The sequence below is a fragment of the Burkholderia territorii genome (genome assembly GCF_902833055.1).
GTDB lineage: Bacteria > Pseudomonadota > Gammaproteobacteria > Burkholderiales > Burkholderiaceae > Burkholderia > Burkholderia territorii.
Genome location: NZ_CADFEJ010000001.1, coordinates 859,447 through 878,234 on the forward strand (window position 1 = coordinate 859,447; position 18,788 = coordinate 878,234).

Consider the following 18,788-nt stretch of genomic DNA (forward strand, 5'->3'; position numbering starts at 1 on the left):
CCAGGCGCATGCGCGCCCGCTTGCGGTCGCCTCATATACTGGTTATATTTACAGTACTGTATTTATGAACAGTGAGGTGCGCGATGGAACATCTGGTCCGTATCGTCAACGACACCGATCGCCAAGTGCTGGCATGGCTGCGCGCGCAGGTCGGCGACGCCCGCGTCGAGCGCGCGGCGCGCCAGCTCGGGCATACGCGCAAGCCCTTCCCGTCGGCGGTATGCCGATACCTCGGCATGAGCGCGCCGGCCACGCTGCGTCAGGCAGAGCGGCCGCGCGCGGCGCGCGACTTCTCGGTCGGTGATCGCTACCTGTCGCTGATCCGTCAGCACCTCGCCGCGCATGCGGTCAGCCGATGAAATCGCCGAAATCGTATCGTCGGCGCGTCGCTGCGCGGCGGCCGTCGGCGGTGAACACGGCGTGCCGGGTCGGCAGGCCCGTGCCCCCGTCACGGCCGCCGAGCCCGGTAGCCAACGTGCGTGCACGGTTCACACCTGCGCAGCGGCCGCCGCGTCGCGTATCAATTGCCCGAGCATTTCGATCGCTGCTTCATGTGCCGAGTCGAACACCCGCGTGCAGGCAAGCCGGATATACGCGTCAAAGCGGTCGGAGTTCGAAAAGATCGCGCCTGGCGCAATCCTTACCCCGCGAGCCAGCGCGGCATCGAACAATGCTTCGGAACGCACGCCGTCCGGCAACGCGATCCAAAGCAGCATGCCGCCGGGCGGCCGGTTCATCCGCGTGCCGGCCGGAAAATGGCGCGCGATCGCATCGATCGTCACATCGCGCTGCACGCGCAACTGCTCGCGAAACCGGTGCAGGTGGCGATCGAACGCTCCCGAGCCGACGAATTCGGCCGCGACGGCCTGGAGCAACGCGGCGTTGTGCCGGCTGTGCGCGAACTTGAGCATCTTCACGCGCGCGTGCCAGCGGCCCGCGCTCATCCAGCCGAGCCGCATCCCGGGTGCCAGCACCTTGTTGAACGACGGGCAATAAATCACCGTGCCGTCACGATCCCATGCCTTTACGGGCTTCACCACGTGTGGCGCTTCCACGAGCTCGCGATACGGTTCGTCCTCGATCACGGCCACGCCGTGGCGCGAGCAAAGCGCGACCAGCGCGGCCTTGCGCTCGTCGGGCATCACGCTGCCGAGCGGGTTCTGCAGATTCGGCACGACGACCACGGCCCGAATCTCCGGGTACGCGGTCAGCGCGACTTCGAGCGCTTCGATCGACAGCCCGGTCGTCGGGCTGGCCGGAATCTCGAGCGCACGCAGGCCGAGGCTTTCGAGCAGCTGGATCAAGCCGAAAAAGGCCGGCGATTCGATCGCGACCGTGTCGCCCGGGCGTGCCACGGCGCGAAGCGCGAGATTCACGGCATCGACGCCGCCGCTCGTCGACATCACGTCGTCCGGCGATACGGTCACGCCGTACGACAGCGCGCGCTTTGCCATCGTCTGCCGGAATTCGGGCGACCCGCCAACGGGCCCCGCGTCGGTCAGCAGCGTCGGCTTGCGCCGCAGCAACCGGATCGCCAGCGTCTGCAGGCGCTCGGACGGATACAGCGTCGCGAGCGCGGATGCGCCGCCGAGATTCAGCGCATCGGGCTTCGCGTTCGCGCGATCGATCACGCGCGATACGCGCTCATGCAGTCCCGCGAACGGCGGCTCGACGCTCAGCGGCGGCCCATCGCTTTCGGGCAGCGTATCGAGCGCGGCGGCCGCGCGCCGCCTGACGAAATAGCCGGAACGTGGCCTGGCTTCGCACCAGCCCGTATCCTCGAGCCGCCGAAATGCCTGGATCGCGGTCGACAAGCTCACGCCGTGTTGCGCCATGAAGGCACGTACGGACGGCATCCGGTCGCCGGGCGACAGCGTACCCGCCGCGATGATGCGGCGATAGTGCTCGGCGAGTCGTTCGTACAGCGGCTCGCCGGCCATCGGCAAAGGTGTTCGGAACGAGTCCGTGATGAGCGTCATGCGGGTCATCGTGCCCGCGCGCGCCGGCACACGCCAGATACAGATTCTCGGGAAACCCACCGATACAGACGATCAAAATCGTCGGCTGCACCGTAACAGATTCCCGTCCCCTGAATCTGTCCTGCCCGCGCGCATTTCCCTAACCTGATTGCACGCTGTTGCCCGGCCATCGCCGGGCCGCGCAACCGGAAAAAGGACTCGCCATGCGGACGCAAGACATCCGGCTCGATGCCGGGCAAAGCCACTTTGCGTGGTTCGACAAGGGCAGCCAGGTCGTCGTGCTCGACGGCGCGCTGGCGGTCACGTTGCGTCATGGCGGGATAGACTGGCTGCCCGATACGCCGCATTACGTTCGCCGCGTGCTCGACGAAGGCGAGTGCCTGACGATCGAGACGGCCGGTCACATGACATTGTCCGCGGGCGGTGCCGGGCCGGTCGCCGCGCTCATCGCGGCGCCCGGAGCCCGGTCCGGCGTGTTCGCGATGTGGCGCACATGGCTGCACCGGGTAATCACGCCGCTACTCGGCGAGCGCCAGGTCCGCGAGCAGCCCTGACACGGCAGCCCGCGCCGTCGCCGCTGTCGTCACGTAATCGGCGTGTAATCACGCAGGCAACGAGCACGGTTTTGTCTCGGCGCGGGGGCGCGCCGACAATTTCAGCCGCAAGAACCACACGCAGCTACCGCCCCTGCCGCGCGCGCTCGATCCACTCGAACAACGCCATCCCGATCAGCATCGCTGCGACGAAAGCGATGCCCTTGATCGACCCGAACCCGATCGACACGATCGCCGGCCCCGGGCAAAACCCGGCAAGCCCCCATCCGATGCCGAACACGGCGCTGCCGGCGACGAGGCGCACGGTAATCGTCCGCGCGGCCGGCCACTGGATCGGCAAGCCGAGCAACGACCGCGTCCGACGCTTCGCCCACGCAAACGCGAACACGGCAACGCCGATCGCGCCGGCCATCACGAACGCGAGCGACGGATCCCAGCGGCCTGCCAGATCGAGAAAGCCAATCACCTTCTGCGGATTGGCCATCCCCGACACGATGAGGCCGGCGCCGAACAGCAGCCCCGCCAGAAACGCGAATCCTGCCTGCATGTCAGCCTCCGATCATGTGCCGTCGCACGAATACGGTCGCAAATCCCGCGACCATGAATACCGACGTCGCGACGATCGATCTCGCCGCACCGCGCGACAGCCCGCAGACGCCGTGACCGCTCGTGCATCCGCCCGCATAGCGCGTGCCGATCCCGACCAGCAGGCCGGCCGCCAGCAGCTCGCCCCAGCCCGCATCGACCTGCGGCGTCATGACGGCGCCGACGATACGCATCATCAGCGGCGCGGCAATCATCCCGCCGACGAATGCGGCACGCCAGCCGCGCTCGGCTGCGCCGGCCGTGAACAAGCCGCCGACGATGCCGCTGATCCCGGCGATCCGTCCGTTGAACGCCACGAGCCACGCGGCAGCGAGCCCGATCAGCACACCGCCTGCAAGCGACAGCCACGGTGTGAAATGAAGCACATCAACGTGCATGGCGGGCCTCCTTCGCCGGCGCGCCGCAGAACTGTTCGTACAGCACGCCCATCACCGCGATCACGGCCGGGCTGTCGAGCGAATAGTGGATGTTCTTGCCTTCACGGCGCGTGCGGACCAATGCGTTGTCCCGCAACACGCCGAGCTGCTGCGACAGCGTCGGCTGGCGGATATCCAGCCGCGTCTCCAGGTCGCTTACGCAGCGTTCGCCCTGCGACAGCTCGCACAGCAGCAGCAACCGGTCAGGATTGGACAGCACCTTGAGCAGCGCGCATGCCGATTCGGCGGCAGCGCGCATCTGGTCGGGCTCGGGCAGCCTGGTAGAGGGGGCAGTGTTCATGAGGGTGACGGCAAACAATTAACGAAACGATATTATATATATCTATATAACGTAGAGTCGTACTTTCGTTCGATGCCGTCAGATGATGGCGCCATCGACAATGGCCGCACCCTGCCCCTTGCTCACTACGCCTGCTCGCCGGCAATTGTCTCGGCTGCCGCCGTGCGCTTCGCACCCGCCCGCACCGCGCCGAGCACGAGGACCGCGATGCCGGCGATCACGCACGGCACCGCGACGAACGCGAACGCGGTCGACAACGGCAGCCCCGTCGCAAGCATCGCACCGCCCGCCATCGAGCCGACGACGGACCCGCCGCGGCCGATCCCGTTCGCCCAGCTCACGCCCGTGGTCCGGCATTCGGTCGGATAGAACGCCGCCGACAGCGCATTCACGCCGACCTGCGAACCCGATACGCAGAAGCCGGCCGCGAACACGGCCATTGCCGCGCCCACCGGCGATGCGGCCAGCACCCCGATGGCCGCGACGAACACACCCGCCGCCGCATAGCTGCATGCAAGTACGCGCTGCGGATCGAAGCGGTCCATCAGCCAGCCGAGCACGATCGCGCCGAGCGTGCCGCCGACCTGGAACATCGCGGTCACGCGCGCGGCCGTCTGCAGCGTCGCGCCGGTCGTGCGCAACAACGTCGGCAGCCAGCTCGACAGCAGGTAGATGACGAGCAGGCTCATGAAGAAGGTCAGCCACAGCAACAGCGTGCCGCGCAGCAGGTCGGCAGCGAACAGCCGCCCGAGCGGCGACCCGGCCGGCTTGCCGCGCGGCGCGACGAACGACGCGTGCGCAAGATGCGGATCCGGTGCGATGCGCGCGAGCATCGCCGCGATCCGCTCGCGCGGCGCGCCGGTATTGACGAGGTAGCGCACCGACTCAGGCAGCCGCCACGCGAGCATCGGCAGGAGCAGCAGCGGCGCGGCACCGCCGACGACGAGCACCGCGCGCCAGCCGTCGCGTTCGATCAGCGACGCGGCCGCGAGCCCGCCGAGGGCCGAGCCGATCGTGAAGCCGCAGAACATCGTCGTCACGAGCAACGAGCGCCGCCGCGCGGGGCAATACTCGGACGTCAGCGTGATCGCGTTCGGCATCGCGCCGCCGAGCCCGAGGCCCGTCACGAAGCGCCATGCGATCAGTTCGGTCAAGCCGCCCGCACTCGCCGACGCCGCACTCGCGATACCGAAGCACGCGACACAGGCGAGCAGCAGGCGCTTGCGGCCGAACCGGTCGCCGAACGGCCCGAACGCGAGCGCGCCGGCCATCAGCCCGGCGAGTCCGGCGCCGAATACCGGCGCGAGTTGCGCGGGCGACAGTCCCCATTCCGCGCGAATGACGGGGGCGATGAAGCCGATCGATGCCGTGTCGAAACCGTCGATCGCGACGATCAGGAAGCACAGCACGACGATCGCGACCTGAAACGGCGCGACGCGATGCCGGTCGATCCATTCGCTGACGTCGATGGACAGCGTATTGGCCATGATGATGTCTCCTCCATGAAGGCGGTCGCGCGCGATGTCATTGGAATGCGCGCCGCCGGATTCGGGCTGAAGCGCGTCAGGCGACGGTCTTCAGGCAATCCTCCGCGCGCCAGCCGTGCAGCCAGTCCAGCGCGTCGTAGAACTGCGCCTGCGTGCGACCGATCCACAGCCCATTGCGCACCTGCCGCTCGACGCCCTTCGCGTGATAGATCCGTCCCATCTCGCGCGCCGAATACAGCACGCGTGCGGTGCGCGGAATCCGCGCGCGTTCGTACAGCGCAAACGCGGCCTCGAAGTCGCCGTCGCGCTGCGCGACGGCCGCGCCGAGCGTCACCGCATCCTCGAGCGCCTGGCACGCGCCCTGCGCGATGTATTGCGTCATCGGATGCGCGGCGTCGCCGAGCACCGTCGCGCGGCCCGCGCTCCAGCGCTCGACCGGGTCGCGATCGGCGGTCGCCCAGCGCTTCCACGATGTCGGCCGATCGAGCATCTGCTTCGGCAGCGGGTGGATGCCGTCGAAGTACGACAGCACTTCCTCCTTGCTGCCGTCGCGCACGCCCCAGGTTTCCTGCTCGCGGCTGTGGAAGGTGACGACCAGGTTGTATTGCCGTCCGCCGCGCAGCGGGTAGTGAACGAGATGGCAATGCGGGCCGGCCCACACGACCGGCGCATTGATCTGCAGATCCTTCGGCATGTTGTCGACGTCGACGACCGCGCGGTACACGACGTGCCCCGTCACGCGATGCGCATCGCCGATCAGCGCCTGCCGGATCGCGGACTTCACGCCGTCGCAGCCGATCACCGCGTCGGCACGATAACGCTCGCCGTGCTGATCGATCACGGTCACGCCGTTGCCGTCCTGCTCGAACCCGCACACCTGCGTGCTGGTCCGGAATTCGATCAGCGGATGATCCTTCACGGCCTCGTAGATCGACAGGTGGATGTCCGCGCGATGGATCACCGCATACGGGTTGCCGAAGCGTTCGCGATACGCGGCGCCCGTATCGATGCACGCGACTTCCCGCGCATCGAGCGCATCCATCAGTTGCAGCCGGTCGGTGAACACCGCGCGAGCACGTGCCGCCTCCCCGACGCCCAGCGCGTCGAGCGCATTGAACGCATTCGCGGCGAGCTGGATGCCCGCGCCGATCTCGCCGATTTGCGCGGCTTGTTCGAGCAGCTTCACGCGAATGCCCTGGCGCGCGAGCGCCAGCGCCGTCGCGAGCCCGCCGATGCCGCCGCCGATCACGAGTACGCGTCGGCCCGCATTGTTTGTCTCGCCCATGTCTGTCTCCTGCTTCGTGTTACGCGACGTAGTCGGGTTGCCGCATCGGCTGCGCCGCGTCGAACGCCGGCTCGCGCCGCGCGTGTTCATGAACCGCGAGGCTGCGCGGATAGGCGCTCAGGTCGCAATCCATCCGCAGCGCGTTCGCGACCTGCGGCACGAGGCAGACGTCCGCGAGCGTCGGCGCATCGCCGAAACACCACGGGCCCGTGTCCGCGCGCGCGAGCAGGCGTTCGACGCCGGCCATGCCTTCCGCGATCCAGTGCCGGTACCAGGCCGTCTTCTGCTGCGGTGTGACCTGCAGTTCGCTGTCGAGATAGCGCAGCACGCGCAAGTTGTTGACCGGATGGATGTCGCACGCGATCAGCGTCGCGAGTTCCAGCACGCGTGCGCGCTGCCGCGGCTCCAGCGGAATCAGCCGCGGTGCCGGATGAATCTGGTCGAGGTAGTCGATGATCGCCAGCGACTGCCCGAGACGGAAATCGCTGTCGACCAGCGCCGGCACCGACGCCGACGGGTTCACCCGCGCGACGTAGTCGGCCTCGCGGTGCTCGCCCGTGCGAATGTTTACGGGCAGCGTGTCGTACGACAGTCCTTTCAGCGCGAGCGCGATGCGCACCCGATAGGAGGTCGAACTGTTGAAGAAGCTATGCAGTTGCACGATGTGGCCTTTCGATGAAATCGGGGAACGTGCGTCAGACCACGCGCACGGTGAGTTCGCCGAGACGCTCGACGCCGACCTTCATCACGTCGCCCTTGACCACCGCGCCGACGCCTTCCGGCGTGCCGGTAAAGATCACGTCGCCCGGTTCCAGGCGGAAGAACTTCGACAGGTCGGCCACGGTTTCGGCGACCGACCAGATCAGGTGCGACACGTCGCTCTTCTGCTTCGTCGTGCCGTTGACCGTCAGCCACAGGCCGGCGTGCTCGAAGTGACCGACTTCGCTCGCGGGATGCACGGGGCCAATCGGCGCGGAACGATCGAACGCCTTGCCGATTTCCCACGGCCGGCCCATCTCGCGCATCTTCATCTGCAGGTCGCGGCGCGTCATGTCGAGTCCGACCGCGTACCCCCACACGTGCTCGAGCGCGCTTTCGAGCGGAATGTCCGAACCGCCCTTGCCGATCACCGCGACCAGTTCGGCTTCGTAGTGGTAGTTCTGCGTCTGCGACGGATACGCGAGATCGAGCGTTTCGCCGTAGGCGACCGGCACGATCGAGTCGGCGGGCTTGCAGAAGAAGAACGGCGGTTCGCGATCGGGATCGAAGCCCATTTCGCGCGCATGGGCCGCGTAGTTGCGGCCGACGCAGTACACGCGGCGGACCGCGAAACGGGCGTCGCTGCCGGCGACGGGAAGCGCCACCGGCGCTTCGGGCGGGAAAACGTAAGTCATGAACGGCTCCAGCGTAGACATGAAGGAAGGAACGCGCGCCGCGTCGGCGGCGCATCGGACGAATCCGGGATATCGAAAAATCGCGCCGACCGGCGGCGTCACTCGCGCGCTTCGCGCAACAGGTTCAGCGCGGACAACACAGGCCGGTCGGAATAGCTGAACAACACGGAGTCGGACGAGGCCGCCAGCCGCACCGGCGCCCACGACGGCGCTACGAAGATGTCGTGCGGCTCGAATGCGAACGCATCGCCGCCGATGCGCGCGGTGCCGCTGCCTTCGACGACGCAGTAGATCGTCGCGTCGGTGCTGCGATACGTGCGGCCGTCGAAGCCGGCCGGCAGGAACTGCATGAAGGTCGCGATCGTCGGCATCGGCCAGCCGCCCGTCGCGGGATTCACGTAGCGCAGTTTCACGCCGTCCCACGCGTCGAGCTCGCCGTTGCGGTACAGCGCGTCGAGAGCCTCGCGGGTGCGCGCGTACGGATAGCTGAACACCGGCGACGTCGGGTCGCTCGCGCGATGGCGCACCGGCACCATGTTGTGGCCGAAGCGCGCGAAGCTGTCGCCTTCCGCGCGGCTGACGGGCTGCTCGGCCTCCGGGTAATTCTCCGCGAAGCCCGCATCGAGGCTCCCGACGAGCGGAATGTCGAGCCCGTCGAGCCACACGACAGGCTCGCCGCCATCTTCCACCGACGGGTTGCCGTGGTCGTGCCACGCCCACGACGGCGTGATGATGAAGTCGCCCGGATGCATCGTCGTGCGCTCGCCGTTCACCGCGGTCCAAGCACCCTTGCCCTCGACGATGAAGCGCAACGCCGACTGCGTATGCCGGTGGCTCGGCGCGATCTCGCCCGGCAGGATCAATTGCAAGCCGGCATACAGGCTCGGTGTCATGCTCGACTTGCCGGGCAGCCCCGGGTTCTCCAGCACCAGCACGCGGCGCACGGCCTCCTCCGCGCTGATCACGCCGCCGGCCTGCATCACGAGGTCGCGCACCTGCGCGTACTTCCAGATCGCGGCTTGCGCGGCCGGCTGCGGCGTCTTCGGCACGAGGTTGTGCAGCGACTCCCACAATGGCGCGAGGCGCTGTTCGGCGATCCGTGCGTAATAGTCGGCGCGGGACGTATCCGGGTGTCGGCTGGTCATGATGTCTCCTTGGGGCGGCCGATCGCGTTCGGCGCTGTGTCGGGTCGGGGACCGCGTGCTTCAGTCCGTTGGCCCATTTATATTCGACGCAGACATACCCGGTAAAATGGCGAAATCATCTAATCCAGATTATTTTGGATATATCTCCCGACACGGAGCACACGATGGACTGGACCTACCGGCTGCGATTACGGCACCTCCAGGTGCTGCTGAGCCTCGCCAGCACCGGCAACCTGAGCCAGTCGGCGGCAGCGCTCGCGACGACCCAGCCCGCGCTGTCGAAATGGCTGAAGGAGCTGGAAGAGGATGTCGGGCTGCCGTTGTTCGAGCGGCACGCGCGCGGCCTGCGGCCGACGGCCTATGGCGATGCGCTGATCGAGCACGCGCGCCGCGTGGAGGCGCAGCTCGACGTCGCGCGCGACGACATGGCGGCGCTACGCGAAGGCGGCAGCGGCCTCGTCACGATCGGCACGTCGGGCGTCGCGGCCGCCGATACGGTGCCGCTCGCGGTGTCGCAGTTGCTCAAGCGGATGCCGCGCGCGCAAGTGCGTCTCGCCGAAAGCACGATGAACCAGCTGATGCCGCAGCTTGCGCGCGGCGAACTGGACATCGTCGTCGGCCGCTCGGGCTCGGCGTCCGTCGATCCGCACCTGCACGCCGAAGCGCTGTACGTCGATCCGGTGGTGTTCGTCGCGCGGCCGGATCATTCGCTCGTCGGCGCGGCCTGTGTCGGCTGGGACGAGGTGCTGGCCTACTCATGGATCGTCTGGCCGTCGGGCACGCCGGTGCACAACGCGCTGCAAGTCGCGCTGACGGCCGCGGGCCGCGTGCAGCCTCCGCACTGTGTCGAATCGAATTCGTCGATCCTGAACCTCACGTTGCTGAACAACACCGACCTGCTGGGCGTCGCGTCGCATCGCGCCGCGCGGCGCTTCGAGCAGTTGAACGCGATCCGCATCCTGCCGATGCGGCTCGAGGGCCAGGGCGCGGTGTCGATGTACTGGCATCCCGACAGCGCGAATCGCGCGGCCGTCGCTGCCGCGATCGAGTGCCTGCGTGCCTGTGCGGCACCGCAGGTCGGCGGATGGGAGAAAGTGAAGGAGGAGTGAATGGCGAGGCGGCCGGAACCGGACCGCCTCGCGCTGGCGCGTCAGGCGCCGTCGCAGGACGCCGTGTCGTCCAGCATCAGCGTGCCGACGCGCGCGGGCACGAGCGGCGTGCGCGGCACCGGCGGCGTCCAGCCGAACAATGCCTGCGCGGCTGCGCCGCATACACGGCCCTGGCATGCGCCCATTCCGCAGCGCGTCAGCAGCTTCGCAGCCGTCCAGCCCGACGCCGGCGCGACCGCGTCGAAGCGCACGTCCTCGCAACGGCACAGTAGCGTATCGGGCCGCGCGAGCCGGCGAATCGGCTCGCGGATCGCGAAGCGTTCGCGCACCGAATCCGCGAACGCATGCCAGCGCGCGCGCTGGGCAATCAGCCCGTCCAGCGGCGCCGTCTGCCCGGTGGCCGCACAACCTGCAATCTCGCCTTCGACCATCGCCAGTTCGCTGCCGCCGACACCCGTGCACTCGCCCGCCGCGAAACAGCCTTCGCGGCTCGTGCGCTGGTACGCGTCGACCGCGACCGCGCCGTTCTCGATCCGGCAGCCGAGATGGCTCGGCAGCACGGTGTTCGGCACGAGGCCGAAGCCGCATGCGAGCCGGTCGCAATCGACCTCGAACTCGCGCTCGCCCTGCCGGATCCGCACGCGTTCGAGCCGCTGGTCGCCGAACGCCTCGACGACGTGTGCGCCGGGCCGGTAGGCGGCCGTGACGAGCTTCGCGGCCTGCGCCAGTTTCGACGGCCAGCGCCACAACCCCGCGCCGAAGCCGGCAACATCGCTCCACGCGGCCTGTTCGAGCACGTGCGACACCTGCGCGGCGGCCTGACGTGCGGTCGCCGCGCTCGCGAGCAGCAGCGGGCCGCTGCCGGCGATGACGATGCGCTGCCCGCGCACGTCGAGGCCGTACTTGATCAGCGCCTGCAGGCCACCCGCGCCGGTGACGCCCGGCAGCGTCCAGCCGGGAAACGGCAGCAACAGCTCGCGCGCGCCGCAGCACACGATCAGCGTGCGGAATTCGAGGAGAAACCCGCGTTCGTCGTCCTCCAGCAGCAGCGTGCCCGGCTGCGTCTCCGCGACGATACGCGTGGCCGCCAGGTGCGTGACATTCGGCTGACGCAGCACGGCAAGGCGTTCCGCCGCGACCGGCAACGGTGTCGCTGCCGCCGCCTGACGCCAGATCTGGCCGCCCGCGCGCGGGTTGTCGTCGACGATCGCGATCGTCGCGCCGCTTCGTGCGGCGGCCCGCGCGGCCGACAATCCGGCCGGCCCCGCGCCGACGATGGCGACGTCGACGCTCAGTCGTTCCTGTTTCATCGCGTGCGCTCCACCCGCATCCCGTCGCGGCACAGCGTCTGGCAAGCCAGGCGGCGACGGCCGTCGATCGTCATCCTGCACTCCTGGCAGATGCCCATACCGCAAAACGGCGCGCGCGCCGCACCCGTGCACGACACGCGCGTCGTGTCGTCGCCGCTCGCCGCGACGGCGGCCGCGACGGTCACGCCGTCGGCCACCGTCAGCGCACGGCCGTCCAGATGAATGATCATGAAGAAAGCGCTCCGGCTACGTGGGACGCCGTCAGGAAACGTCCCGGCAAATACGGTTCGATGTCGATGGGCGGGCGTTCTCCCGTCATCAGCGCGGCAACGAGCCGCGCGCTGCCCGGCGCGGTCGTCACGCCGAGCCCTTCGTGCCCGACCGCAAGCCACACGCCCGGCCGCGCCGGATGCTCGCCGAGCAGCGGCAGGCCGTCGGGGCTCGCGGAGCGAAAGCCCGTCCATGCGCGAATGCCGTTCAGATCGGCCAGATCCGGCAGGTAGCCGGCCGCACGGCGCAGCATGCGCGCGAGGACCGGCGGCTCGACGCGTGCGTCTTCGGTGTCGAACTGGCGCGAAGAGCCGATCAGGAGCTGGCCGGTGGGCCGCGGCTGCACGTTGAACGCGACCGACGTGCCATCGCTCGCATGCGCGCTCGCCGCATAGCCGAGCTCGACGAGCTGGTGCGACACCTGGCCCGGGTAGCGATCGGTGATCAGCAAATGCCCCTTCTTCGGGCGCAGCGGCAATTCGGGCAACAGCGTGCGCGCGGCGACGCCGTTCGCGACGACGACACGTTCCGCACGCAGCGTGTCGCCGCTCGCGAGCGTCACGCTCGGGCCGTCGACCGCGACCGCGCGATCGCGCCGCGACGTGATGCCCGGCGCGCGTTGCAACAGCCAGCTCGCGGCGACGGGCGCATAGAGAATCGCGTCACCGGGAATTTTCAGCGCGCCGCCGAGGCCCGCACGCAGCATCGGCTCCAGCCGCGCGAGCGTCGCCGCGTCGATCAGCTCGCCCGCCACGCCGTGCGCGGCGAGCGTCGCCTGCTTGGCGCGCGCGAGGTCCATTTCATGCGCATCGGCAGCGAGCCACAGCGTGCCGCAGTTGCGGTACGCGCAGCCTTCCGGCATCTCGCCGGCGAGCGCGCCCCACAATTCGATCGAGTAATGGCTCAGCGCGAGCTCCGCCGCGTTGTCGTCCATCGCGACGAGGTGGCCCATGCCGGCGCCGGTCGCGCCGCCGCTCGCGTCGTCGACGACGAGCACGCGCAGCCCGCGCTGCGCGAGTTCATGCGCACACGCCGCGCCGACGATGCCGGCGCCGATCACGACGACGTCGGTCCGGGTCTCGCTCACGACACGATGCCCCAGCCGAACGGATCGTCTTCCTCGATCAGCAGCGTCGCTTCCGCGCTCAGGTGCGCGCTGCCGCGAATCGTCGGCACGATGCCGCCGTCGGCCTGCGCATAGCTCGCATGGAACACGCTGCCGATCACGCTCGCCTGCCGCCACACGACGCCCGGTTCGAGCTTGCCGTCGGCCGCGAGGCAAGCAAGCTTCGCGCTCGTGCCGGTGCCGCACGGGGAACGGTCGTACGCATGGCCCGGGCACAGCACGAAGCTGCGGCTGTCGTGCTCGGGATCGTCCGCGAACAGTTCGATATGGTCGATTTCGCCGCCGTTCGCGCCGGTGATGCCCGCGCGCTCGAGCCCCGCGCGCACCGCGGACGCATACGCGGTCAGCGCCGCCACGTTGTCGCCGGCCACACGCTGGCCGTGATCGCTGATCAGGAAGAACCAGTTGCCGCCCCACGCGATGTCGCCCTTCACGGGACCGTAACCCGGCACGTCGACATCGACGGCCTTCGCGTGGCGGTACGCGAGCACGTTGCGCACGCTGACCGACAGGTCATCGTGCAGCGTGGCCTCGACGGTGCCGACCGGCGTTTCGATCCGGTGCACGCCCGGCTCGATGCGGCCCATGTGATGCAGCGTGCGCACGACACCGATCGTGCCGTGCCCGCACATCCCGAGATAACCGCTGTTGTTGAAGAAGATCACGCCGGCCGCCGCCTCCGGCGACACGGGTTCGCACAGCAGCGCGCCGACCAGCACATCGCTGCCGCGCGGCTCGAGAATGCACGCGGTGCGATAGCGATCGTGCTCGCGCGCGAGCACGTCGCGGCGCTCGGCCATCGTGCCGTTGCCGAGCGAGGGAAAACCGGACACGACGAGCCGCGTGGGTTCGCCGCCCGTGTGCGAATCGATGATCTGGATGCGCTTCATCATGAGCCGTCCGAAGTGGGGAAAGGAGCATAGCTTCCTCCGTCGCGCGTCCGTCCGCTTGTGGCTTTTCGATGAGGACGACGACGAAATCGGCACAGTGAGGAACGCGTTTCGCTGCCCTTCCGGCCACTGTGCCGATTTCGTCATTTTGCTCCGCGATACGGCTCAAGCGTGATGGGCGTTTGCACGGCGATACTGGTTGCACGTCGACGCGCCCGTCGTCGACCGATACGAAGCAGGAGATTGCAGTGAGCCGAAACGCCATCCAGCGGGCCGACGTTGTGCCAGCACTCAGCAACCGGTTCGTACCGGGCGCTTCCATCGCGTTCGACGCCGCGCATCGCGCCGAGCGCAGCCGCGCGAACCGCTGACCGATTTCCCCCCGGCGGTGCAACGGCCTCCCCCCGTTGCATCGCCACTTCCGTGTCCGGCATGCCCGGCACGGGCCCGTTCGCCGTGGCGCCTGCCCGCGCCGCGCCTGAACGGGCCCCGGCCCGCCCCGGTCGTTCGAACCGGTCGCACGCCGGCCGGCAGGTGTTGCGCCGCTGCTCCGTCGGAGCGCGGCGCAAGCCGCACCTGCCCCGATATTTCCCAGGAGACAAACCCATGCCAGGTCAAGGCAACACCCACCCGTCCGTCCCGCTTTCCCGTTCCGTGCCCGCCGACGGTGGGCACGGCAAGTTCAAGAAGCAGCTGTCGCTGACCGACCTCACGTTCATCGGCCTCGGTGCGATCTTCGGTTCGGGCTGGCTGTTCGCCGCGAGTCACGTGTCGACGATCGCCGGCCCGGCCGGCATCTTCTCGTGGCTGCTCGGCGGCTTCGCGGTGCTGCTGCTCGGCATCGTCTACTGCGAGCTCGGCGCCGCACTGCCGCGCGCGGGCGGCGTGGTCCGCTACCCGGTGTTCTCGCACGGCCCGCTGCTCGGCTACCTGATGGGCTTCATCACGCTGATCGCATTCTCGAGCCTGATCGCGATCGAAGTGGTCGCGGCGCGCCAGTATGCGGCCGCGTGGTTCCCCGGCCTCACGAAGGCCGGGTCGAGCGACCCGACGACGATCGGCTGGCTCGTGCAGGCCGCGCTGCTCTGCTTCTTCTTTTACCTGAACTATTCGAGCGTGAAGACGTTCGCGAAGGCGAACAACATCATCAGCATCTTCAAGTTCATCGTGCCGCTGTCGGTGATCGCGGTGCTCTTCACGTTCTTCAAGCCCGCCAACCTGACCGTGCATGGTTTCGCGCCGTTCGGCATGCCGGGCATCGAGATGGCCGTGTCGGCCGGCGGCATCATCTTCGCGTATCTCGGCCTCACGCCGATCGTGTCGGTCGCAAGCGAAGTACGCAACCCGCAGCGCACGATCCCGATCGCGCTGATCCTGTCGATCCTGCTGTCCACGCTGATCTACGTGCTGCTGCAGCTCGCGTTCATCGGCAGCATCCCGACCGACATGCTGGCCGCCGGCTGGCACGACGTGAGCAAGGCCTTCTCGCTGCCGTACCGCGACATCGCGCTGGCGCTCGGCGTGGGCTGGCTCGCGGTGATGGTGGTCGCCGACGCGATGATCTCGCCGAGCGGCTGCGGCAACATCTACATGAACGCGACGCCGCGCGTCGTCTACGGCTGGGCGAAGACGGGCACGTTCTTCAAGGTGTTCACGCGTGTCGACGAGGCATCGGGCATCCCGCGCGCGGGCCTGTGGCTCACGTTCGGCCTCGCGGTCTTCTGGACCATGCCGTTCCCGTCGTGGGAAGCGCTGATCAACATCGTGTCGGCCGCGCTCGTGCTGAGCTATGCGGTCGCGCCCGTGTCGGTCGCCGCGCTGCGCCGCACCGCGCCCGGCCTGCCGCGGCCGTTCCGCGCGGTAGCGTTCGGCATCACCGGTCCCGCGTCGTTCGTGATCGCCGCGCTGATCGTCTACTGGTCGGGCTGGGGCACGGTGTCCTGGCTGCTCGGCCTGCAGATCGTGATGTTCGTCATCTACCTCGCATGCCGCCGCTGGGTGCCGACCGCGCACCTGAGCCTCGCCGAGCAGGTGCGTTCGTCGGCATGGCTGATCGCGTTCTATGCGGCCATGATCGTGCTGTCGTACTTCGGCGGCTTCGGCGGCACCGGCCAGCTCGCCCATCCGTACGACACGGTCGTCGTCGCGGCCGTCGCGCTCGTCATCTACTACTGGGGCGCCCACACCGGCATCCGCTCCGACAAGCTGCAGCTCGAGGACGACGAAGGCTGACGCGCCCGCTTTCCCCTTTCCACCCCGGCCGGGCACACCACGCCCGGCCCCGCATTTTCCGAGGAAGAAACATGCAACTCACAGGTCAGCTCCTGATCGGCCAGTCGGCCGTCGCCGGACAGAACGGCACCCTTCACGCGATCGCCGCCGAGACCGGCGAACCGCTCGAGCCCGCGTTCGGCGGCGCGAGCCTGCACGACCTGGAGACGGCCTGCGCGCTCGCCGACGAAGCCTTCGACACATATCGCGAAACGCGCCCCGAGCAACGCGCCGCGTTTCTCGACGCGATCGGCCGCAACATCATGGCGCTGGGCGACGAGCTGATCGAGCGCTGCGTCATCGAAACGGGCCTGCCGCGCGCGCGCATCGAAGGCGAACGCGGCCGCACGGTCGGCCAGCTCGCGCTGTTCGCGTCGCTCGTGCGCGACGGCGCTTACGTCGATGCGCGCATCGATCCGGCCCGCCCGGACCGCAAGCCGCTGCCGCGCGTCGATCTGCGCCTGCGCAACGTCGCGATCGGGCCGGTCGCCGTGTTCGGCGCGTCGAACTTCCCGCTCGCGTTCTCGGTCGCGGGCGGCGATACGGCGTCGGCCCTCGCCGCCGGCTGCCCGGTGATCGTCAAGGCGCACTCCGCGCATCCGGGCACGTCCGAGCTCGTCGGCCGCGCGATCCAGCAGGCCGTGCGCGAATGCGGGCTGCCGGCCGGCGTGTTCTCGCTGCTGTTCGACGCGTCGCGCGAAATCGGCCAGGCGCTGGTCGCCGATCCGCGCATCAAGGCCGTCGGCTTCACCGGCTCGCGTAGCGGCGGTGTCGCGCTGATGAACATCGCGGCCGCGCGCCACGAGCCGATTCCCGTCTATGCGGAAATGAGCTCGATCAACCCGGTGCTGCTGTTCCCGGCCGCGCTCGACGCGCGCCACGACGCGATCGCGCCGCAGTTCGTCGCATCGCTCGCGTTGGGCGCCGGCCAGTTCTGCACCAACCCGGGCCTCGTGCTCGCCGTCGACGGCCCCGCGCTGCGCGCGTTCGAAGCCGCGGCGGCCACCGCCGTGCAGGCGGTCTCCGCGCAGACGATGCTGACGCCGCACATCCACGCGAGCTACGCACAAGGCGTGGCCACCCTGCGCGCGCACGGCGCCGTCGAGCTGCTGGCGCAAGGCGTGGAAGGCGGCCGCTACCAGGCGCGCGCTGCGCTGTTCGCGACGTCGGCGGACGCGTTCATCGCCCACCCGGAACTGCGTGACGAAGTGTTCGGCCCCGCGTCGCTCATCGTGCGTTGCCCGGATGCCGATACGCTGCACCGCGTGCTGAAGTCGCTCGAAGGCCAGTTGACGATCGCCGCGCACCTCGCCGCCGACGATGCCGCGCTGTTCGCCGCGCTGCGCCCGACGCTGGAGCGCAAGGCCGGCCGCATTCTCGTCAACGGCTTCGGCACGGGCGTCGAGGTCGGTCATGCGATGGTGCACGGCGGCCCGTTCCCGGCCACGTCCGACACGCGCACGACGTCGGTCGGCGCACGCGCGATCGAGCGTTTCCTGCGCCCCGTGTCGTATCAGGACGTGCCGGACGCGCTGCTGCCCGACGCGATCCGCAACGGCAATCCGCTGAACGTGCCGCAGCGCATCGACGGCGTGCTGGCGCCGCGGGAGGCACACGATGTCTGAGCCGCTTGCCGAAGTCGTCCTGTCGCTCGATGACGTGCACGCACTCGCGTTGCGGGTGCTGACGCACCACGGGATGTCCGATGCGCACGCGCAGGCGATCGCCCGCGTGATCACGCAGGGCCAGCGCGACGAGTGCCACTCGCACGGCGTGTACCGGCTGCTCGTGTGCGTGCGCTCGCTGAAGAAGGGCAAGGTCGACCCGCAGGCCGTGCCGACGCTGCGCCGGTTGTCGTCGTCGATCGTCGCGGTCGATGCTCATCGCGGCTTCTCGCTGCTGAGCTTCGAAACCGGCCTGCCGGTGCTCGTCGAGATGGCGAAGCAGCACGGGATCGCCGCAATGGCGATCAACCATTGCTACCACTTCTCGGCGCTGTGGCCGGAGGTCGAGGCGATCGCCGCAGAAGGGCTGGTCGGCATCGCGATGAACCCGAGCCATAGCTGGGTCGCGCCGGAAGGCGGCCGCGAGCCGGTGTTCGGCACGAATCCGATCGCGTTCGCGTGGCCGCGCCCGGACGGCGTGCCCTTCGTATTCGATTTCGCGACGAGTGCGATCGCACGCGGCGACATCGAGCTGCACGCGAAACAGGGCAAGGCGATCCCGCCGCACTGGGCCATCGACGCCGACGGGCAGCCGACCACCGATCCGAAGGCCGCGCTGCAAGGTGCAATGCGCACGTTCGGCGGCCACAAGGGCTCGGCGCTCGCCGCGATGGTCGAGCTGCTCGGCGGCGCGCTGATCGGCGACATGACGAGCCAGGAGTCGATGGACTTCGACGAAGGCGTCGGCGCGACGCCGTGCCATGGCGAACTCGTGATCGCGTTCGACCCGAAGGTGTTTCTCGGCGACGATCTCGACGCGGGCCTCGCGCGCGGCGAGCGGATGTTCGCGTCGATCACCGGGCAAGGCGCGCGGCTGCCGTCGCAGCGGCGCTTCGACGCCCGAGCGCGCAGCATCGCGCACGGCGTGCGGATTCCGAAGGCACTGTACGACGAAATCCTGACGCTGCTCGACTGACGCGC

General features: G+C 68.9%; 20 protein-coding genes. 7 read left to right on the forward strand and 13 right to left on the reverse strand.

Translation table 11 applies throughout. From position 1 onward, the window contains the following. Positions 1–83 precede the first annotated feature (83 nt). Positions 84–359: a CppA family protein gene (locus HW466_RS03750; RefSeq protein WP_057928306.1), complete on the forward strand. Its 276-nt coding sequence runs from the start codon at positions 84–86 to the stop codon at positions 357–359. Positions 360–488: 129 nt separating this feature from the next. Here HW466_RS03750 and HW466_RS03755 read toward each other — a convergent pair whose 3' ends face one another. Next, entirely contained in the window at positions 489–1,988 is a 1,500-nt protein-coding gene (locus HW466_RS03755; protein WP_151006041.1) for an aminotransferase-like domain-containing protein, read from the reverse strand. A gap of 194 nt (positions 1,989–2,182) precedes the next feature. Between HW466_RS03755 and HW466_RS03760 the strand changes: the two genes are divergently transcribed. Beyond that, positions 2,183–2,533, forward strand: coding sequence for a hypothetical protein (locus tag HW466_RS03760; RefSeq protein ID WP_059507266.1), 351 nt, complete (start codon positions 2,183–2,185; stop codon positions 2,531–2,533). Between the two features lie 124 nt (positions 2,534–2,657). On the opposite strand, the gene HW466_RS03765 is transcribed toward HW466_RS03760, so the two are convergent. The 8 genes from HW466_RS03765 to gtdA form a co-directional block, all read right to left on the reverse strand. Further along, the gene (locus tag HW466_RS03765; RefSeq protein ID WP_059450572.1) at positions 2,658–3,080 is read right to left on the reverse strand and encodes a DUF6691 family protein; all 423 of its coding nucleotides are present in this window, start codon (positions 3,078–3,080) and stop codon (positions 2,658–2,660) included. Position 3,081: 1 nt separating this feature from the next. Beyond that, positions 3,082–3,516, reverse strand: coding sequence for a YeeE/YedE family protein (locus tag HW466_RS03770; RefSeq protein ID WP_059540911.1), 435 nt, complete (start codon positions 3,514–3,516; stop codon positions 3,082–3,084). Next, on the reverse strand, positions 3,506–3,856 hold the full coding sequence (locus HW466_RS03775; protein ID WP_151006042.1) for an ArsR/SmtB family transcription factor: 351 nt from the start codon (positions 3,854–3,856) through the stop codon (positions 3,506–3,508). The genes HW466_RS03770 and HW466_RS03775 overlap by 11 nt, the downstream gene beginning before the upstream one ends. Before the next feature lie 125 nt (positions 3,857–3,981). Further along, on the reverse strand, positions 3,982–5,343 hold the full coding sequence (locus tag HW466_RS03780; protein WP_059798989.1) for an MFS transporter: 1,362 nt from the start codon (positions 5,341–5,343) through the stop codon (positions 3,982–3,984). Between the two features lie 76 nt (positions 5,344–5,419). Continuing rightward, positions 5,420–6,628 carry a 3-hydroxybenzoate 6-monooxygenase gene (locus tag HW466_RS03785; RefSeq protein ID WP_151006080.1) on the reverse strand — a complete coding sequence of 403 codons (1,209 nt, stop codon included), beginning with the start codon at positions 6,626–6,628 and terminating at the stop codon, positions 5,420–5,422. Between the two features lie 19 nt (positions 6,629–6,647). Next, positions 6,648–7,289 (reverse strand): maleylacetoacetate isomerase, encoded by a 642-nt coding sequence (maiA, locus tag HW466_RS03790; protein ID WP_151006079.1) that lies wholly within the window; start codon positions 7,287–7,289, stop codon positions 6,648–6,650. 34 nt (positions 7,290–7,323) lie between these two features. Next, a complete protein-coding gene (locus tag HW466_RS03795; RefSeq protein ID WP_060024698.1) occupies positions 7,324–8,022 on the reverse strand; it encodes a fumarylacetoacetate hydrolase family protein in 699 nt (232 codons plus the stop codon). 98 nt (positions 8,023–8,120) lie between these two features. Next, positions 8,121–9,167: a gentisate 1,2-dioxygenase gene (gene gtdA, locus HW466_RS03800; RefSeq protein ID WP_059944155.1), complete on the reverse strand. Its 1,047-nt coding sequence runs from the start codon at positions 9,165–9,167 to the stop codon at positions 8,121–8,123. A gap of 164 nt (positions 9,168–9,331) precedes the next feature. On the opposite strand from gtdA, the gene HW466_RS03805 reads away from it, so the two are divergent. Next, entirely contained in the window at positions 9,332–10,276 is a 945-nt protein-coding gene (locus tag HW466_RS03805; RefSeq protein ID WP_151006078.1) for a LysR family transcriptional regulator, read from the forward strand. 41 nt (positions 10,277–10,317) lie between these two features. Here HW466_RS03805 and HW466_RS03810 read toward each other — a convergent pair whose 3' ends face one another. From HW466_RS03810 to HW466_RS03825, 4 genes are read right to left on the reverse strand one after another with little or no spacing between them, the layout of a single operon-like run. Beyond that, positions 10,318–11,586, reverse strand: a complete 1,269-nt coding sequence (locus HW466_RS03810; protein ID WP_174905414.1) for an NAD(P)/FAD-dependent oxidoreductase — start codon at positions 11,584–11,586, stop codon at positions 10,318–10,320. Then, the gene (locus HW466_RS03815) at positions 11,583–11,816 is read right to left on the reverse strand and encodes a 2Fe-2S iron-sulfur cluster-binding protein (RefSeq protein WP_059450582.1); all 234 of its coding nucleotides are present in this window, start codon (positions 11,814–11,816) and stop codon (positions 11,583–11,585) included. The genes HW466_RS03810 and HW466_RS03815 overlap by 4 nt, the downstream gene beginning before the upstream one ends. After that, positions 11,813–12,943 (reverse strand): NAD(P)/FAD-dependent oxidoreductase, encoded by a 1,131-nt coding sequence (locus HW466_RS03820; RefSeq protein WP_174905415.1) that lies wholly within the window; start codon positions 12,941–12,943, stop codon positions 11,813–11,815. The genes HW466_RS03815 and HW466_RS03820 overlap by 4 nt, the downstream gene beginning before the upstream one ends. Continuing rightward, positions 12,940–13,872: a 4-hydroxyproline epimerase gene (locus HW466_RS03825; RefSeq protein ID WP_059539512.1), complete on the reverse strand. Its 933-nt coding sequence runs from the start codon at positions 13,870–13,872 to the stop codon at positions 12,940–12,942. The genes HW466_RS03820 and HW466_RS03825 overlap by 4 nt, the downstream gene beginning before the upstream one ends. A 248-nt stretch (positions 13,873–14,120) precedes the next feature. Here HW466_RS03825 and HW466_RS32090 point away from each other — a divergent pair, with 248 nt between their 5' ends. From HW466_RS32090 to HW466_RS03840, 4 genes are all read left to right on the forward strand, one after another. Next, complete coding sequence (locus HW466_RS32090; protein WP_257785632.1) at positions 14,121–14,243, forward strand: hypothetical protein; 123 nt, start codon at positions 14,121–14,123, stop codon at positions 14,241–14,243. A 235-nt stretch (positions 14,244–14,478) separates the two neighbouring features. Continuing rightward, positions 14,479–16,104 carry an APC family permease gene (locus HW466_RS03830; protein ID WP_059798984.1) on the forward strand — a complete coding sequence of 542 codons (1,626 nt, stop codon included), beginning with the start codon at positions 14,479–14,481 and terminating at the stop codon, positions 16,102–16,104. 71 nt (positions 16,105–16,175) lie between these two features. Beyond that, a complete protein-coding gene (locus HW466_RS03835; protein WP_174905416.1) occupies positions 16,176–17,768 on the forward strand; it encodes an aldehyde dehydrogenase (NADP(+)) in 1,593 nt (530 codons plus the stop codon). After that, positions 17,761–18,783, forward strand: a complete 1,023-nt coding sequence (locus HW466_RS03840; RefSeq protein ID WP_059847395.1) for an Ldh family oxidoreductase — start codon at positions 17,761–17,763, stop codon at positions 18,781–18,783. The genes HW466_RS03835 and HW466_RS03840 overlap by 8 nt, the downstream gene beginning before the upstream one ends. Positions 18,784–18,788 lie beyond the last annotated feature (5 nt).

What these genes read in the sequence shown, in the direction of transcription:
- HW466_RS03750 (WP_057928306.1), top strand. Translation starts at nt 84, where the DNA reads ATGGAACATCTGGTCCGTATCGTCAACGACACCGATCGCCAAGTGCTG.
- HW466_RS03755 (WP_151006041.1), bottom strand. Translation starts at nt 1,988, where the DNA reads ATGACCCGCATGACGCTCATCACGGACTCGTTCCGAACACCTTTGCCG.
- HW466_RS03760 (WP_059507266.1), top strand. Translation starts at nt 2,183, where the DNA reads ATGCGGACGCAAGACATCCGGCTCGATGCCGGGCAAAGCCACTTTGCG.
- HW466_RS03765 (WP_059450572.1), bottom strand. Translation starts at nt 3,080, where the DNA reads ATGCAGGCAGGATTCGCGTTTCTGGCGGGGCTGCTGTTCGGCGCCGGC.
- HW466_RS03770 (WP_059540911.1), bottom strand. Translation starts at nt 3,516, where the DNA reads ATGCACGTTGATGTGCTTCATTTCACACCGTGGCTGTCGCTTGCAGGC.
- HW466_RS03775 (WP_151006042.1), bottom strand. Translation starts at nt 3,856, where the DNA reads ATGAACACTGCCCCCTCTACCAGGCTGCCCGAGCCCGACCAGATGCGC.
- HW466_RS03780 (WP_059798989.1), bottom strand. Translation starts at nt 5,343, where the DNA reads ATGGCCAATACGCTGTCCATCGACGTCAGCGAATGGATCGACCGGCAT.
- HW466_RS03785 (WP_151006080.1), bottom strand. Translation starts at nt 6,628, where the DNA reads ATGGGCGAGACAAACAATGCGGGCCGACGCGTACTCGTGATCGGCGGC.
- HW466_RS03795 (WP_060024698.1), bottom strand. Translation starts at nt 8,022, where the DNA reads ATGACTTACGTTTTCCCGCCCGAAGCGCCGGTGGCGCTTCCCGTCGCC.
- gtdA (WP_059944155.1), bottom strand. Translation starts at nt 9,167, where the DNA reads ATGACCAGCCGACACCCGGATACGTCCCGCGCCGACTATTACGCACGG.
- HW466_RS03805 (WP_151006078.1), top strand. Translation starts at nt 9,332, where the DNA reads ATGGACTGGACCTACCGGCTGCGATTACGGCACCTCCAGGTGCTGCTG.
- HW466_RS03810 (WP_174905414.1), bottom strand. Translation starts at nt 11,586, where the DNA reads ATGAAACAGGAACGACTGAGCGTCGACGTCGCCATCGTCGGCGCGGGG.
- HW466_RS03815 (WP_059450582.1), bottom strand. Translation starts at nt 11,816, where the DNA reads ATGATCATTCATCTGGACGGCCGTGCGCTGACGGTGGCCGACGGCGTG.
- HW466_RS03825 (WP_059539512.1), bottom strand. Translation starts at nt 13,872, where the DNA reads ATGAAGCGCATCCAGATCATCGATTCGCACACGGGCGGCGAACCCACG.
- HW466_RS03830 (WP_059798984.1), top strand. Translation starts at nt 14,479, where the DNA reads ATGCCAGGTCAAGGCAACACCCACCCGTCCGTCCCGCTTTCCCGTTCC.
- HW466_RS03835 (WP_174905416.1), top strand. Translation starts at nt 16,176, where the DNA reads ATGCAACTCACAGGTCAGCTCCTGATCGGCCAGTCGGCCGTCGCCGGA.
- HW466_RS03840 (WP_059847395.1), top strand. Translation starts at nt 17,761, where the DNA reads ATGTCTGAGCCGCTTGCCGAAGTCGTCCTGTCGCTCGATGACGTGCAC.